The 15843-nt window shown below is 36.0% G+C and carries 19 protein-coding genes; 7 read left to right on the top strand and 12 right to left on the bottom strand.

Translation table 11 applies throughout. From position 1 onward, the window contains the following. Nucleotides 1–198: 198 nt before the first annotated feature. The 6 genes from AAHT65_RS16720 to AAHT65_RS16695 form a co-directional block, all read right to left on the bottom strand. On the bottom strand, nucleotides 199–912 hold the full coding sequence (locus AAHT65_RS16720) for a YoaK family protein (protein WP_343310537.1): 714 nt from the start codon (nucleotides 910–912) through the stop codon (nucleotides 199–201). A gap of 55 nt (nucleotides 913–967) precedes the next feature. After that, nucleotides 968–1687, bottom strand: coding sequence for a poly-gamma-glutamate hydrolase family protein (locus tag AAHT65_RS16715; RefSeq protein ID WP_094232122.1), 720 nt, complete (start codon nucleotides 1685–1687; stop codon nucleotides 968–970). Nucleotides 1688–2117: 430 nt separating this feature from the next. Further along, nucleotides 2118–2564: a hypothetical protein gene (locus tag AAHT65_RS16710; RefSeq protein ID WP_088117272.1), complete on the bottom strand. Its 447-nt coding sequence runs from the start codon at nucleotides 2562–2564 to the stop codon at nucleotides 2118–2120. Nucleotides 2565–2640: 76 nt separating this feature from the next. Next, nucleotides 2641–3501, bottom strand: a complete 861-nt coding sequence (locus AAHT65_RS16705) for a DUF1835 domain-containing protein (RefSeq protein WP_343310535.1) — start codon at nucleotides 3499–3501, stop codon at nucleotides 2641–2643. Between the two features lie 967 nt (nucleotides 3502–4468). Continuing rightward, nucleotides 4469–4657, bottom strand: a complete 189-nt coding sequence (locus AAHT65_RS16700; RefSeq protein WP_063637756.1) for a hypothetical protein — start codon at nucleotides 4655–4657, stop codon at nucleotides 4469–4471. A 48-nt stretch (nucleotides 4658–4705) separates the two neighbouring features. Then, nucleotides 4706–4894 (bottom strand): hypothetical protein, encoded by a 189-nt coding sequence (locus tag AAHT65_RS16695; protein ID WP_343310534.1) that lies wholly within the window; start codon nucleotides 4892–4894, stop codon nucleotides 4706–4708. Between the two features lie 864 nt (nucleotides 4895–5758). Here AAHT65_RS16695 and AAHT65_RS16690 point away from each other — a divergent pair. Further along, complete coding sequence (locus AAHT65_RS16690; RefSeq protein WP_003328704.1) at nucleotides 5759–5962, top strand: hypothetical protein; 204 nt, start codon at nucleotides 5759–5761, stop codon at nucleotides 5960–5962. A gap of 237 nt (nucleotides 5963–6199) precedes the next feature. Here the strand turns inward: AAHT65_RS16690 and ant(6) are convergent, their stop codons facing one another. Beyond that, nucleotides 6200–7069 (bottom strand): aminoglycoside 6-adenylyltransferase, encoded by an 870-nt coding sequence (ant(6), locus tag AAHT65_RS16685; RefSeq protein WP_343310533.1) that lies wholly within the window; start codon nucleotides 7067–7069, stop codon nucleotides 6200–6202. Between the two features lie 402 nt (nucleotides 7070–7471). Between ant(6) and AAHT65_RS16680 the strand changes: the two genes are divergently transcribed. After that, a complete protein-coding gene (locus AAHT65_RS16680; protein ID WP_343310532.1) occupies nucleotides 7472–7828 on the top strand; it encodes a YoqO family protein in 357 nt (118 codons plus the stop codon). A gap of 531 nt (nucleotides 7829–8359) precedes the next feature. On the opposite strand, the gene AAHT65_RS16675 is transcribed toward AAHT65_RS16680, so the two are convergent. The 4 genes from AAHT65_RS16675 to AAHT65_RS16660 are packed head-to-tail and all read right to left on the bottom strand — an operon-like array spanning nucleotide 8360 to nucleotide 10734. Beyond that, nucleotides 8360–9085 carry an ABC transporter permease gene (locus AAHT65_RS16675; RefSeq protein ID WP_343310531.1) on the bottom strand — a complete coding sequence of 242 codons (726 nt, stop codon included), beginning with the start codon at nucleotides 9083–9085 and terminating at the stop codon, nucleotides 8360–8362. Beyond that, nucleotides 9085–9810, bottom strand: coding sequence for an ABC transporter ATP-binding protein (locus AAHT65_RS16670; protein ID WP_088117267.1), 726 nt, complete (start codon nucleotides 9808–9810; stop codon nucleotides 9085–9087). The genes AAHT65_RS16675 and AAHT65_RS16670 overlap by 1 nt, the downstream gene beginning before the upstream one ends. Beyond that, the gene (locus AAHT65_RS16665) at nucleotides 9811–10281 is read right to left on the bottom strand and encodes a DUF3021 domain-containing protein (RefSeq protein WP_106271419.1); all 471 of its coding nucleotides are present in this window, start codon (nucleotides 10279–10281) and stop codon (nucleotides 9811–9813) included. 12 nt (nucleotides 10282–10293) lie between these two features. Further along, on the bottom strand, nucleotides 10294–10734 hold the full coding sequence (locus AAHT65_RS16660) for a LytTR family DNA-binding domain-containing protein (RefSeq protein WP_343310530.1): 441 nt from the start codon (nucleotides 10732–10734) through the stop codon (nucleotides 10294–10296). A 677-nt stretch (nucleotides 10735–11411) separates the two neighbouring features. Here AAHT65_RS16660 and AAHT65_RS16655 point away from each other — a divergent pair. From AAHT65_RS16655 to bla, 3 genes are all read left to right on the top strand, one after another. After that, nucleotides 11412–12527: a Rap family tetratricopeptide repeat protein gene (locus AAHT65_RS16655; protein ID WP_343310529.1), complete on the top strand. Its 1116-nt coding sequence runs from the start codon at nucleotides 11412–11414 to the stop codon at nucleotides 12525–12527. After that, the gene (locus AAHT65_RS16650) at nucleotides 12524–12646 is read left to right on the top strand and encodes a PhrK family phosphatase-inhibitory pheromone (RefSeq protein WP_010788785.1); all 123 of its coding nucleotides are present in this window, start codon (nucleotides 12524–12526) and stop codon (nucleotides 12644–12646) included. The genes AAHT65_RS16655 and AAHT65_RS16650 overlap by 4 nt, the downstream gene beginning before the upstream one ends. 574 nt (nucleotides 12647–13220) lie before the next feature. Further along, entirely contained in the window at nucleotides 13221–14027 is an 807-nt protein-coding gene (gene bla / locus AAHT65_RS16645) for a subclass B1 metallo-beta-lactamase (RefSeq protein WP_343310528.1), read from the top strand. Between the two features lie 51 nt (nucleotides 14028–14078). Here bla and AAHT65_RS16640 read toward each other — a convergent pair whose 3' ends face one another. Further along, on the bottom strand, nucleotides 14079–14255 hold the full coding sequence (locus AAHT65_RS16640; RefSeq protein ID WP_343310527.1) for a hypothetical protein: 177 nt from the start codon (nucleotides 14253–14255) through the stop codon (nucleotides 14079–14081). Between the two features lie 71 nt (nucleotides 14256–14326). Here AAHT65_RS16640 and AAHT65_RS16635 point away from each other — a divergent pair, with 71 nt between their 5' ends. Further along, nucleotides 14327–15001: an SOS response-associated peptidase gene (locus AAHT65_RS16635; protein WP_010788781.1), complete on the top strand. Its 675-nt coding sequence runs from the start codon at nucleotides 14327–14329 to the stop codon at nucleotides 14999–15001. Between the two features lie 166 nt (nucleotides 15002–15167). Beyond that, nucleotides 15168–15713, top strand: coding sequence for a hypothetical protein (locus AAHT65_RS16630; RefSeq protein ID WP_343310525.1), 546 nt, complete (start codon nucleotides 15168–15170; stop codon nucleotides 15711–15713). Nucleotides 15714–15843 lie beyond the last annotated feature (130 nt).

Below are 15843 nucleotides of genomic sequence, written 5' to 3'. Positions count from 1 at the left end.
ATATCTACTGTTTTCAGAAAACGAAATCGCCAAAAACATTAATCCCAATGAACTCTTACCAAAGAGGGCTTGTGCAGAAGAATTGCTCCTTTGTTTTCCACTCCGAATTCAAGGATAGTTTTATCCTCTTCTTTGCAGGTGTCCACAAAGGCCTGGCAGAGTTATTAAGAAAGCTGACGTTCAAGCCGCCAGCTTTCTTCAATCTTTTTCCAAAGCATTGTGAAACCTAGTCACAGCAAGGATAATAATTCCTATGATAATGGCAATTGGAAGCCAAATGATTGCAAATTGATAAGAGGGTTCGGCAAGGGCTGCGATGACGGCACCAGAGCAATATAAAACAAGTGCTGCGGCTCGTAACAAAGCATCTGTTGTGAAGCCTTTCTTTTTGCCTCCGCCGAAAAAGCGCGCAGTGAAATCTTCAAAAAAGGTAGCGAGCGTTCCGGTTAACACAGTTGTTGAAATGCCTGCTATACCCAGTTTTCTTGCAGCAGTTGTCTGAAGCCCCATTGCAATGCTCAGCAGGATAATAAGAAGGTACGGGAAACTGGAAGATACTGCAAAATAAGAAAGGAGTGCAAATAGCAGCAAAACGGCTCCTTCCACTGCAAGTACTGTTGTAACAGCAGGAGGCCAAAACGTTTTTTCTTTGTTTGTGACAATAGCCGACGCAAGGATTACTCCAATAATAAAACCGGTCAAGGCCGTAAGCGAATTCAGTATTGCCGTTTGAAAAGAGTTGCCGATAGCTAAGCCTAAAAGAATGATATTCCCCGTCATGTTAGCGGTAAATACGTGATCCAAACTTAGATAACCAATCACATCCACTATGCCTGCTGTCAGACAAAGAAGTAAAATCATGATGTTTCGATAAATAGCATCTGTCAAATACGATTCAATCCTTTCCGGCATATTCTAACTCGTAAGTCTACAATTTCATTTCAAGCGTGTCCAGTTCCGCTGCTTTTTAGTAATTCTCCGCAATAAAATCTGATAATGACTCAGTGAACTGATAAAATGTCTTGTTCTTAGAATGCTCTCGGCCATCAAGAGTAAAATGATCAAACATAGCTTCACGAAGCGCCAAACTGATTTCAATCTGAATACTCTTGCCTGATTTATTGCGGTTTGCGATACTATCCTCTTCACGACCTCCAAAACGATGATTGCGAGAAATTGCTTCTGCAGAAAACCCACTTTTGTTAAAAAGTTCAGCCAGTTTTACGGCTCTTTTTTCATCTGTTCCGCCAATCAAAATGTGCTGTTTGGCATCCGCATATCCATGTAAGGAAATAACATTGTCATGTTTTTCTGCCATTTTTACAGCTGCAGGTTCATCAAAGTTTTCACTTGTAACATGGAGATTCTCGTTGCAATCATTTTTTAGGCCTTCAAATAGAAAGACAGAATATTTTTTGCTTAATTCCCTCGCCAACTCACTAGTGCCCCCTTCTATTCCGCCACCGTGAGGAGCCAAAATTAAAATATTGGAGTCTGCAGATCTTGTATAAATATTATAATGATCAGGACTTTCATGTGCCTTCAGATCTTCAAAGTTGCAATACATATCCGTGGAAAAAGCATATACCATTGTTGGAAAAAAACCAGTGAGATACACAAGCAGCCCAAACAAGAAACAAAAAAGTTTTATTGTACTTCTCGTGTTGATCATTTCCTTGTTAGACATAAACTGACTCTCTCTCCTTTTTTAATTGTTATCAATTATTTTAGTTCAAACTTTTCATTTATCCATACTGCAAAAGCAACAAAAATTGATAAAGGCAGGTCTGCCTAACGGAATGAACCAATATAAAAAGAAAACGTGAGGAAATCACCCTTTCTGACCTTGTATGTTTTAAATTTTGTTTTTATTTCCTTGAGTCTTTTTTCCACTCGTTCTTTAAGCTTTGATATTCAGAACACAGCTATAGTATCTTACTTTTCTTATTCGAGCCTCCATTTGCATGCCGAGCTTATGTCTGGGTAATTCAGATTCATTCATCGGGCGAATGAGCAATTCTTCATTTTTGTACATCTGTTACCCTCTTTTCGCGGTTTTCTTTCCCTTATAACATCCGAAAAAACGGTCAAGGCTCGTGATCGCCTTGACCTTCGTTTTAATCAAAAGAATAATCGTCTGGTTCGTCATGCTCAAACCCGTATACTCCCTTAATCTTTACATCTCCGCACCCAGGTTTTTTGGTGATTTCTAAGTAGTGGTTTCTATTCGGTGTACCGCTTACCATGTCTCTTGCACTGAAATCAAAGTGATTTCCTTTGAATTCTTTCTCACTTAATGTAACTCTGTAACCGTCAAGCGTAATTCTCTGCAGCTTGATATTGAGAGTACATCCTACTGCATCGAATATCGTGAATCTGTAGCCGAGCCTGGTCGGATAATAATTTGAGTTAGTATCGTCTGCCATGAAGAAACCTTTTACATCTTCAGACATAGTAAAACTCACTTTTTCTTCATCACGTGTGATCTTTGCATATGCTTGCTGCACACTCAAATTCCAGACTAATAACAAGGTCAATGCTACAAAAATAATCAACCTCTTCATCCACATTCCTCCTTTTTCCATATAATACTATATTTAGAACCAAGAGAATATGAATACTTCTAGAATTTACTACATTTCATCTATTCTGCCTTGCAAGTTTTATGCTATAGTATCTCATCGCTCTCGATGAGCCTTTCATTTCAAACGTACCGTTTTTTATTAAATGTCTCACTCGGTATTCAATAAATTGGTCGCCTAGATATTGTTCTAAATGTCCTAGCACCTCTCCAACTAACCTTACAGATTTTATAAATTCTTTTCCTCCCAGCTTATCGTGTAATTTTTGCGCCATTTTTATAATGAAAGAGTCATAATGATCTTCTGTAACACTATGTATTTTATCTGTCCATAAACGCAGCTTGTCTTGTGATTCTGATAGTGTTTCCCATTCTTTCGCTAAACTTTTTTTCATTTCAAGTGTAATTGGCTTGGTTAGTTTATACTTCTTGTAAAGGATTCCGAATTTCTCTGGAGAAATTTCACCCGAGCAGAGAGGAGTATAATCACGGTCGGGTCTTTGAAATTGTTCTTGATAAGCTTGATTCGTATTGATTAACACAATGTCATTTTTCTTGTCTTTTAATAAAAACAGAGCCAACCTTAGTCCTGTTTGTTCGTGGGAATTCTCCCCTGTCCAAATCATTAAAGGAATGTATTCTGGCGCCTGAGTGAGGGCAATCAAAGCTTCCGTAAAGTCGTGTATATAAACGCGATTAAAATAATCATCATAAGAACTAAAATGTGTTCGCAACCAATTTTTCCTTTCTTCAAGACCTTCCTTTTCATGCAAACGCTTTATGGGACCTACAGAAAAAATGTCAGAAAAACAGATCACCTTCTCCTTATCTTCTTTTCCCAACTTTTTGAGAGCAAACTTTAAAGAACCGGCAATCGACATGCCGAAAACGATGTGAATGATTTTCTCTTTATTAACCATACGCCCCCCTCAAAAACTAAAATTTCTGAATGGTGTGACTGAATAACCGCGAAGGATCATCAAAGTATTTCTTGTTTCCATTACTCGCTCCTTGTCTGCCTACTCAAGCGTTAAACTTCATTGTGGATTCATTTTTACTAGTTTCATGGCTTATTGTTCGGTTGGTTTATTTCTTTTATGAATGATAAAGAAAATAATTTGACTGAAGAGCCCAATCAGAAATAGAAAGGCAAACCACCAATAGTACTGGTTTACAAATTCAACACCGACATGTCTAGAAAATAGACATATACACATTAACATCGTAAAAATGGATAAAAATTTTCTCAATTTTATCTTCCTCTCTTCCTGAAATCGTACAATTGACAAAGTTTAATTGAATTGTGCCGCTGATAGTCCTGCTATTACAAACCTATACGATATACTGGCCATTTTTTATTTATTGACCTGGGGGACTCCTTTGACTTGATAAGCTTGGACAAATCTATAAGTGAAATATAAAAACAATATAATAGAAATCAAGAGTCATTTGCCCAACACCGTTTCCCCTCCTTTACTCTGTACCTCTTCTACGGATAACAATATATAAAGGTTTCAGCCGGCAGGGGATGAAAGGTAAAATACAAGTTATAAGCTACCGCTAGAAAACTATGCCGATTTTAGAACACTATAGTTGACTGGTATTGAATATCGGATTATAGTCATTTGCGTGTTTGTGCACATTATTCATATTCGGACTGTTATACATCAAAACTGATAATCTGGGGAGCTGGAGTTAACTTGGATCGGCTGCCGCCTAGCAGGTTAGATAACAATTATATATGACAATTCAGCAAAAAAAGCATTTGCAGAACGAGTCAACCAAATGCTTTTTTTCTAACCTTCAGATGATCAATCGCGAAAAGACAAAAACAAAATTAATATCAATTTCTAGAGATAAAAGAGACACCCCATTAGGATATCTCCCCTAATACTTCAACTCAAAATCTTCTACTTCATCAGATACTTCAACAGGTATTCCCATGATCGTTTTAGGCTTCGGGATGTTAATAAAAATTGTTTCAGCTGCCAATTGATAAAGAACGGTTTCGCTGACTAGAATTTTCTCCGGCTTTCCCGGGCTGTTATCAATTGCCGCTTTTATTCGGCCAATCATTCAAACACCTCCGCTTTCAGTATATGAAAAAAGCACCCAGAAGGATGCTTATTTTGCTTTAACCGAAAAACTTGTTACACTTCGTATATTAATATTATATGTAGCCTTATTCTTAATGTATTCATACCAATCTGTACACTCTTTTATTTCTTTTATAAGCATTTCTTCCGATTTTGCTTCAATAATCGCATCCCTATAATTTCCATTACTGAACTCAAATTCAACATTAAATCGCAAACTTGTCCCTCCAGTCTTATAATCGATGAATAAGTGAAATAACATAAATGATTTTACCTGGTCTAATTAAGAATAGCATAGATTTTGACTGCCCGCGGAGAAACACTTTGCCTTAACACGAGATATGCCAAGAGAACTTATGTCATCGTAAAATTCTTTTGAATTAGCAAATATTTTCGCAGATAAAATCTTTGGCCATCCAAAAACTTGGGAGGAACGCCCTCCTCTCTCGTGTGTTATTCCTTTACACTGGAAACTCTTCGTAACAAAGAGTGTCGCACATCTGATAATTTCCACCAGTTTGATACATGCAGCGTTGAAAGCAACGGTCTCCTCCATAAGTTGAGTACACTTGATAATATGGCGAATAGTAATTTGTGTTGTATGGATAAGGGGAGTACACCATTGGATATTGTCTATACAAAATCAAACCCCCAGTCATTAAACCTACAGTGATATTGTATTTGAAAGATGACATTCGCGTTAGCCGTCCATACCAAAATGGGCATTTGTAAGAAATACTTATTTTATTGAGAAATGAATGATCAGGCATTTAGGCGATTCATGAAAATCATTTTCTCCTACTTTAAATAGTCTAGGTGATTTGTATTTGTGCTTATAGCATTCTCTCATCATTTGGAAAGCACCCCATATCCCCTTTCCTTCTGATCCTCATGTAATATAGCAAAACCATTGAGCTCTTCCGGAGTCCTCTCATAAACAGCTCCATTGCTATGTCTGCCATCTGATCTGTTGATCTTGAATATTGGACAGCCCTTTTTTGTTCTCATGATTTATTTGTCCAAGCCACATACTCCAACTTTCATATAATAAAAGCGATAAATATATAAAGGAGGAGTATATATGGGTTATTACAAAAAGTATAAAGAAGAGTTTTATTCTTGTAAAAAGACTTACTACAAGAAGTACTACGATTATGACAAAAAATATTATGACCATGATGAAAAAGATTACTATCAAGACAAAAAGCGTTATAAAAAGCATTATGATCATGATAAAGATTATGATTATGTTGTTGAATATAAAAACCATAAAAAATACTACTAGAATCCCTTTAAATATCTCCTCAAAATACACTTTTCTTTACCCGGTTCAACCCGCCGGGTTTTTTTGTATCCACGTCTTTAAACTTGGTCTGAAAATCGTTTCAATTACAGGTTTATTTTTCTCTTCAGAGATTAGGCTCCGCCCAACTTCATTTGGAGTTTTAAGGATAGTGACAGGAACACCCGTTACTTCTTGTTTAACTGTTACATATTTGCATGGATATTCAAAACCCACTCGTCATTTTTGGTCCATTTCAGAAAAGGCGTTATAAAATTTCATTGAATAAGCTGAGAGTTGTTCGTCATAGTGAGGATAATCATAATTAAATTTGGCAGCCACTGTGCGCGAGTATTTTCTAAAAAGTTCGTAGCAACCGAATAATGACTTCCACATGTTTTCATATGTATCACCCACACAAGTATTGAGCAAGTGCCCCCAGTCTTTTTCATCCATGTATCTTTGAATATATTTGTAATTCTTGCCGACACTTAAAGAAAAATTGTGTTGTATCCCAATATTCCAAGAAATCATACGTAAAAGATTGGGTCTAAGAATCTCATTTAAATGATCCCATGCAAAAAGTATTTCTTTCCTCATTAACCCTTTGACAACATAGGTTGAGACCATCCAAAATTCATTACAACAATCATCAAATTCCCGTGCTGTAGGCTTCTTAATGTGATACCTCTCATCAGTAGCAGTAATCGTGTTCTTGACTCGTAAATCCTTGTCCAATAATACTTCCACTAAACCATCACTGTCTGAAAAGTACTGCTCCATTTGATCGATTGGGATTAGAGTTAAGTCAATCTTCGAGTCATCTTTGAAGAGCATTAAATAAGAAAACCAACCTCCCAGTTCCGGAGGGAAAAGCTCCATATCCTCAGGTTTTTGCATCATGATCATTTCACCAAAGTGCTTCAGCCATTCATCATTAGATTTAAAAGAGTCTATATCAGTTACAAAATAAGAAATGTCATAGTCTTGAAATCTGTCTCTGGGTACATTTTTGTTTGTCCTGGAACCCTCTAGGGTTACCAAACGGATTCTTTTGTCCCTATTTCCTAAATCAAGAATTAATCTCATCATTTCGCTTTCACTTCTCAATTTTAAAACCTCCTAAATGAACATGAATAGATGGCGATTGTCTTTAATATTCTAATGTTATTTAAATTTTCTCTACAATAAGGTCTTTGTGCAACGCCTTAAATAACTCTACAGGCATTGTAATGGTCTCAGTAAAACAATCTGCGTTTAATTTGATTGAATGACTAGAATAAACTAAATTCTATAGTAAGTTATCTCTGTAACCATCATTTAAATCTTAGAGACTCAACCCTCTCCGTTACATAACTCCTTAATGACAAAGCAATTTTCAATAATGAATATTTAGTACATAGATTATTTAGTTCATTTTTCAATAAAGTAACCATTTTATTTGTAAATTTAATTGATTCTATTAAGAAAAACTTGTAAACTTTTTCTTAGTTTACAAGAAGGAGAGATTTTTTGTCTAAAAACTTAGTATTTTACCTTTTTCTCATTTGCATCATCGTAGCAAGCTTATTGAAAAATCATCAAGTAATAAGTACAGCAGCAACCGTTGGCTCTTTAGTTTTCATTTTAATTTACTTTAAAGATAAGTTTAAAGAATTAACACTTAAAGCCCTGATTATTCTGTTTGTAGGCTTTCTTTTCTTGATAGGAATTCTAACTTTTATAATTTTAGAAGGACAAGTTTTCATTAAAAACCACGCCTTCTTTGACGGCTGGGAAACCATAGCAGTCATTATATTGTTTGCAGTCCCTTTAATATCCGGTACTGTGTGCATTAAATTGCTTTACAATCGTTTAAAAGCAGTTTGAGTATTTGCAGGTAAGGACTCAGCTGCCTTCCTTTTAACTCCTTTGAAGAAACTTTCATGTGCAGACCAAGCTAACGCACTTTCTTCTTTATCGACACCAATATAAAGTAAGGAGCTTTTATTGCCCCTTACTTTATTTAGACAATCACTAGAAAAACCCCCTAATCCTTACGATAAATAGGCAGGGGGTTTCGCATATTTTAGTTTATATTATTTACGATAAAACCAATATGTACAGTGTTCCTCCAATAACCATGCTTTTTTTCTATGAATATAAAGATCATGACTAGAAAGCAATGACAATAAAGTAAAGTGATAAAACAGCCCTGTTTTCTCCTCATGTCTTTAGGTTTACTGGCACTTAAATAATGAAAGCCGTTTATTTTTTAATACTCTTCCTTTGAACAAGGTGCATACAATGCACTACTTCCCTCCTTTTAAATTGAGCAGTATGTTTAAAAGTAACAAGAATAATAAAGTTGTATCTTGTTTTCATTACTTAAAATAATAAGCTATTTCAAATACAATTTATCTAGCTTTTCATTTTCTTCTTAAAACCCAATACTGCAATAACAAAGATAATGACCGTATAGCCAACTACCCATAATAAAGGCACGACGAGATCAGCATACTCACCAGATAAAGCAAATCGTGCAGCATCAACCGCATGAGCAAATGGCAATACATAACCGATCGTTTTAAATGCACCGCCAACCATATCCAGCTCAAACCAAGTGCCGCTTAGCCATGTTGTAAGGTTGACGAAGATCGCAAAAATCCCACCAACCTGCTTATCCGTAAAGTACGTGCCAAGCAGTAGACCGAATCCAATATAAAGCATTGCAATGATAATGAGCAAAATCATGGCACCGAGCACGTTCATATTAAAAGTTAAGTCTAAGAAAAATGCAGAGATAAAACAAATGACAATTTGAAGAATCGCAACCGCCAATAGCGGGAGAGTATATCCAATAATATAATCAGACGCAGACATTGGTGAAGCAAAAATCCGCATTAAAAACGAACTGCTTTTATCTTTTCCAATCAGCATCCCTGAAAATAACGTAATGAAAGAAAAACTGAAAACGATTACGCCTGGCGTTAAGTTTTCTATACTATAAAGATCAAAAGGCATATTTTTTTGCATGATTGAAAAAAGATACATAACAATAATCGGGAGAGCAATCCCAAATAGGAGTGTCAGAGGATCTCGAAACATCTCCTTACAATTACGTGAAGCAAATGCTAAATATCTCATTAGGTTACCTCCTCTTCAGTTAGTGTAAGGAAGATATCTTCTAAAGAAGAGTGTCCCGTTTTTTCTTTTAACTCATCAATCGTTCCAAGTGCATGCAATTTACCGCCATGTATAATGCCGACGCGATCAGCAAGCGCTTCTACTTCTTCTAAATAATGGGTCGTTAAAACAATCGTGATTTTACCCTTTAATTCAAGTAAAACCTTCCATAAATCACGTCTGGCCCGAACATCAAGTCCTAGAGTCGGCTCATCTAAAAAGATGATTTGGGGATTTGAAATGAGTGCCATCGCAATACTAAGCCGGCGCTGCAACCCGCCTGATAATGTTTTTGTTTTATTTTTTGCTCGCTCCAACAGTCCAAACTTTGTCATCATCTCCACAGCTTTTTGTTCAGCCTCTTGCTTTTTGCTGCCATAAATACTCGCAATAAATTCTAAGTTTTCCTTCACAGAAAGATTTGGAGCGACCGCGGTTTCTTGCGGTGAAATGTTTATTTTTTGTTTAACTGCCTCTGGATTTTTGACAATACTATCATTTAACATCAATGCATCTCCGCTTGTCGGTGTACTCAAACAACTAAGCATTTTGATCGTTGTGGTTTTCCCGGCGGCATTTTGTCCTAAAAGTGCAAAAAACTCTCCCTTCTCAATCGTCAGAGAAAGATTGTCGACAGCTGTGCGTTCTTTAAATTTTTTCGTTAGATTTTTAATTTCGATGGCCATTTATTCATCATCTCTCTCTTCTAATTGTTTTGAACGAATCGCAGCATTAATTTTCTTAATATCATTTTTTGAAATCATATATTGAATAACCCATGTGACAACATACGTACTTAAAAAACTAATGAAGAAAATCAGTGTACTCATGGACGTTTTTGGCATCCAAAGCAGCGTCGCAATCGGTATCCATACTAGTGCTGTTATACAAAAGTGAACGATGTACTGTTTCAGCAGACTCCACTTCGCTTTCTCAAACACGAGCGAACTTGTAGCGAATGTAACACCAATAATGCCTGTTAAAAGTATTTGCACGATGACAGCTGCCGTCTCACTAACAAAGAAAGAGCGAAAATGATCCACAACCGGCATATATTCTCTTTGTTCTAATTTGAATGAAATAATGATTTGTACGATTTGTCCGATCATCACACCGATGATAAAACCACCAACAATTCGGCTAATTAAGCTTTTCACGTTGTTTTCACCTCATATTCCCAACTGTTTCTTAATTTTTGAAACGTAACGCCGGGAAGCATACGTTTTGATATCCCCTTTTAATAACACGCCGATTGTTCCCGTCATACTAATATCCATATTCTTAATCATTTTCATGTTCACGATCTCTGAATTTGAAATACGAACGAAAAATTGACGGTCTAATTTCTCTTCCAGTTCATATAACCTGGAGCGAACGGTATAGATATCAGCTCCAGTTTGGACAAATACCTTCTGTTTGGCCGCATAGATTCGGACGATATCTTTACAATCGACAATTTCAACACCTCTATCTGAAAAAACAGCTAATGAATCCATATAGGTTTCCGAAAGCCGCTTCAAAATATCAGATATCTCATCTGTCATTCTGTCAGTTTGAATGATGATTTTCGGCTCTTTATAAGATGGATCAATCGACACTTCAACTTTCACATCATCACATCTCCTTCACTCGACCTAAATATATAAATTATGAAACATATTGTAAATGGATTTTCGATAATCGGTCATTTTTACACGATAACTGGTCAAAAGGCAATTGTCGATAAAGATATACTCTCAGTTTTTCAGATTCGAAAACATCATAACCGCAGTCCAACCAAGCCGCATATCCACTTTTTCCGGAACGCGAGTTTCAGCTCTCCTCGCAAATAATTTAAGCAACGCTCATTAGCTGCCATGATAGGACTTACCTTGAACCAATTCATTGTTCATTCTTTTCTACTTTAAAAACCATCTGATCATCAGCCTTAAGATTTCTTAAGATGGGAATGTATTGATAGGAGCCTTTTCAATCCAATGGTCAAATGTCATTGCAGTCGATAATGGATTATCTGCTTACGAATTAGCTATTAGTCAATGATTCACAGGAACACTAGATGAATGGCTTGCATCATTAGCAACCAATTAACAACCTTATCCCCTTCTCTTAATTGAATCGAGGAGTTTTTTCGTTTTTTATTGTCTAAAAATGGCCGCAAATAATTGCGACATAACGCAAAAATTATACTATTATACCGAAAATCCTTTTAATGATTTACAGAAATTGCTATCATAAAGTTATTGTTTCTTATAGATTATTTCGAATTTTCCAGAAAGAGGGGTTCTCAATGAGCAAGGTTGCTTCTGAAATCGTGGCTAATACTTTGAACGATTGGTATATAGCAATAAAAAAGCAGGAAGTCGAAGAATCAAAGGAGTATTACTCCAAAGTTAAAAAGCTGTTTGATGACATGGAAGAAGATCAGGAAGTGCTTGCATACTATAGTTTACTTGAAGAGAGACATAAAATGTTATTACATTCGTCAAGAGGTGAGCCACTCCAACGTCACTCTTACTTCACCGAAGATAACCAAGAATTCATTAGGAAAACAAATGACAAGTTAGAGTACAACTTTTATTTATTCGAAGCGATGTATGAAGCTTATAACAAGAACTACGACAGAGCCATCAACCTTTATGTCCTTGCAGAGCGAAAGCTTGCAGATATTCCAGATGAAATTGAAGCAGCTGAATTTTACTCCAAAATTTCTTACCTCTATACTCTTATAAAACAAAGCGTTGTTTCTCAACACTACATAAAAAATGCTATGACGATTTATAAAAGGCGACCAGATTATAAGAGTAAGCTTGCTGTATCAACCATGATTGTGGCAACGAACTACGCTGATATGGAAAGATACGAGGAGTCTGAAGAGCATTATATCGAAGCAATTGAACTTGCTAAAGAATTGAATGACGACTTCTTTGTAGCTCAGCTACACCATAATCTAAGCATTCTTTATTCAGATTGGGGACAATCTCAAAAGTGTATCGACTCACTTCAAAAAGCGTTGGAGAATGATGACTGGAGAAAATCATCTTATTTCATTAATTCAATGTTTATGATGATTAAAGAACTATTTAAAATTGGCGAAAAAGAAAGTGCACTGAATTTTCACATTCAGGCACAGGAAAGACTAGCCTCCATGGAGAATAAAATATATGAAGCCAAAATAAGCATCCTTTACAATCTATACTGCGGAAATCCAAAAGATAACTTTAGCAAATGTAGGGTGAATCTACATTATCTTAAACAACAAAATGATTTAGAAAGTGTTGATGAGTTATCTTACATAGCCGCAAAACGATTTGAGTCTTTGGGTGCTTATGAAGAAGCTACAGCATTCTTCAATGAGAAAATATGGGCTGAACAGAAAATGAAACAGGTGGAGGGAATTTTATGAAAAAATTTGTTCTTTGTGTATCTATTTTAGCAGTTGCAATAAGTGGAGTAGCACTATTGCAACAAAGTACAAATTCACCATCTAACATCCAGGTAGCTGAAAGGCCAGTCGGAGGTTAAACATTTTTCATATTCAATTGTTAGGAGCCCTTCTCCAACTAGATGGGCTATTTTATTTAGCTTTTATGTCCTCAATAATAATTTCTTTCTTCACTTTTAAATCAGATTTGTTAATTAGTAAAACCCACGATTTATCTTGTTGGTTTATATTGCAAGAAACTTCCAATGCTAAGATTTTATTAATCTAAAAATGGTAGTTTTCTAATGATAATGCTTCTTGAATGGCTGAACCAATCCTTCATAAAACTCTTTAGAGTTTTCATCCTCATGCATTTTATATTCTTTACAATATTCATCTAGTTGCGTTTAGCAAGCTTTTAGTCAAAATCCCACCTCTCTTCACAAAAAGCTGACAATTTTCTTGATTAAAGTCCTCAAGATTTTGCAGTTACCTTACAAGTTAAACTATAGATTGCTTCTCCAATATCACCAGAATAAAGATATTCCTTCCTGACAAAACACATTTTGTATTGGTTAGCGTGTAAAGAAGGATTTAATTCTGTAATGTCTAATATGTTTTATACATATAACGAACCTTTTTTGTTGAAATCCAATTTAGAAAGGTGAGATTCATTTGAAAATTAGCAAAGGATGGATAGGAAAAGTTGTGTTTAGTTTGTTACTAACATTATCCGTTTTTATGACATCGTTTAATGATCAAATGATTGCTCAATCTAAAAAATCACCTCCCACTCAGATTACCAATCCAGATAAGACGATTGTTTTAACGAAATTGGATGACAAAGTATGGGCACATACGTCATATAATGATTGGAATGGTACTACCTATGACCATAATGGGTTAATCGTTGCTACTTCCAAAGGAATAGTCCTGATTGATACGGCTTGGGGGAACGACCAAAAATCTGAAGAGTTATTAAAGATGATCAAAAAACATTTTAAGAAAAAAGTTGTTCTCGCGTTGATTACTCATGCGCATGATGACAGCATTTCAGGTATTCGGGCGTTACTGGATCAGGGAATTGATGTACGCAGTACACTTTTGACAGCAAAACTAGCTAAAGAATATGGATATCCTTCACCCAACCCGACACTCGATGTAAAGCCAGTGATGAAAGTAGGCAACACAGTAATTGAGGCCTTTTATCCTGGAGAAGGTCATTCGAGTGATAATATCACTGTTTGGCTTCCCCAATATAATTTATTATTCGGCGGATGCTTCATCAAATCATTAGATGCAAAAGACCTTGGAAATCTTTCTGATGCAAATGTAGAACAGTGGGATGAGTCCGTTAAAAAGGTAATCGAAAAATATCCAGATGTAAAAACAGTTGTACCCGGACATGGAAACTGGGGAGATGAGAGCTTACTCTTCCACACAATTGATCTGATCAAACAACATACCCAAAATAAAAGCTAAACGAAACTATCTTAACTTATGTTTTAAAAGAAATTGGTGTTTCATTTGTTCCTAAATAGCTAGAGATATTAAAGATCCTCTCGATGAGTAATACGGAGATCTCCTTCTTAACACAAACTTAGAAGGAGATTTTTTATCTAAAATAGGTACTCTTTCGGTGTCAATGTTTATGCGTCTTCCGCTTATCAACACCTCGATTTCTTTAAGTTGAATCGCTGCTTGCTGCATCACATTCCTCCTCTTTTGATTTTCATGTTTCTAGCCTGTACAATATTCAAAAACACTAAAGGATGATGAACATGTGCGGCAGGTTTACGTTATTCTCTGAGTTTGATGATATACTCGAACAATTTGATATAGATCAATTCTTGCCTGAAGATGAGTATGATCCAAGTTACAATGTCGCTCCTTCACAAAACATACTTACAATTATCAATGACGGTTCCAGTAATCGTCTTGGAAAGCTTCGTTGGGGTCTAATTCCTCCTTGGGCTAAAGATGAGAAAATCGGATATAAGATGATTAATGCTCGTGCTGAAACGCTCGCTGATAAATCGAGCTTTAGAAAACCGCTCATTAGCAACCGTTGCATCATACCGGCCGACAGCTTTTACGAATGGAAGCGTCTTGACCCAAAGACTAAAATCCCCATGCGCATTAAGCTTAAATCAACCAATCTTTTTGCCTTCGCCGGTTTGTATGAAAAGTGGAATTCACCACAAGGCAATCCTATATACAGCTGCACAATCATAACAACTAAGCCTAACGAATTAATGGAAGACATTCATGATCGGATGCCGGTTATTCTCCCTCACGACAATCAGAAAGCATGGTTGAATCCTCAGAATACTGATGCTGCTTATCTTCGAAGCTTGCTTCTTCCCTATGATGCTGATGACATGGAAGCATATCAGGTGTCTTCACTGGTTAACTCACCTAAGAACAATTCGCCTGAGCTAATCGAATCCCATTAAGTACAATGGCAACACATACAACATATTGAACATATCCATTATGTATAACTCTGAAAAAAAGTTGAGACCGAATCATTCATTTACCATTATGGAGGAATAATATTTCTTGGAAGATCCCTAATGAAAAGGGTATAATCAAAACAACTAATCATTTTAAGGTGGTCCAATGGACAGTATAATTAAAACTTATTTTAAAAATCTAGAAGCAAAGGATAAAAACCTGCAAATAGAAGCCTTTCAGAATATTATTAATGCCACTAAAGGAAAAGTAGACTGGGCTTATGAAGTTTGGGATCAATTATTAGAATGGTTAACCGATCCCGATACTCATAGGAGAGCGAGAGCTGCACAGTTTCTTGCTGGTTTAGCAATCAGTGATCCCGATAAACGGATGCTTCGCGACTATCCAGCGTTATGGGAAGTAACCAACGATTCGAAATTTGTAACTGCTCGGCATAGTTTACAATCAATTTGGAAGGTAGGCTTAGCTGGACCAGAACAAAGAGAAATGGTGCTCACTCATATTATTGATCGCTTCAAAAATGGAATGAACGAAAAACATTATACCTTGATTCGCTACGATTTGATCGTAGGTTTGAGAAAATTATACGATGAACTCAAGGATGAGCACATTAAGAAAATAGCAATGGAATTGATTGAGTCCGAAGAAGACAGCAAATATCAAAAGAAATATTTATCCGCCTGGAAATAAGAAAACACATCACTTTTATTCAATGATTGGCAAGAATTAAAAGAGCACTATCTACTCGATAGTGTTCTTTTTTATAAACATCCTCGTTCGTTAATAAGAGCAAGTCCGAAATCCTTTCATTTAAAATAGT

This window comes from Bacillus atrophaeus (assembly GCF_039519175.1).
GTDB classification, from domain to species: domain Bacteria; phylum Bacillota; class Bacilli; order Bacillales; family Bacillaceae; genus Bacillus; species Bacillus atrophaeus.
This window is presented reverse-complemented; position numbering and strand designations above follow the sequence as displayed.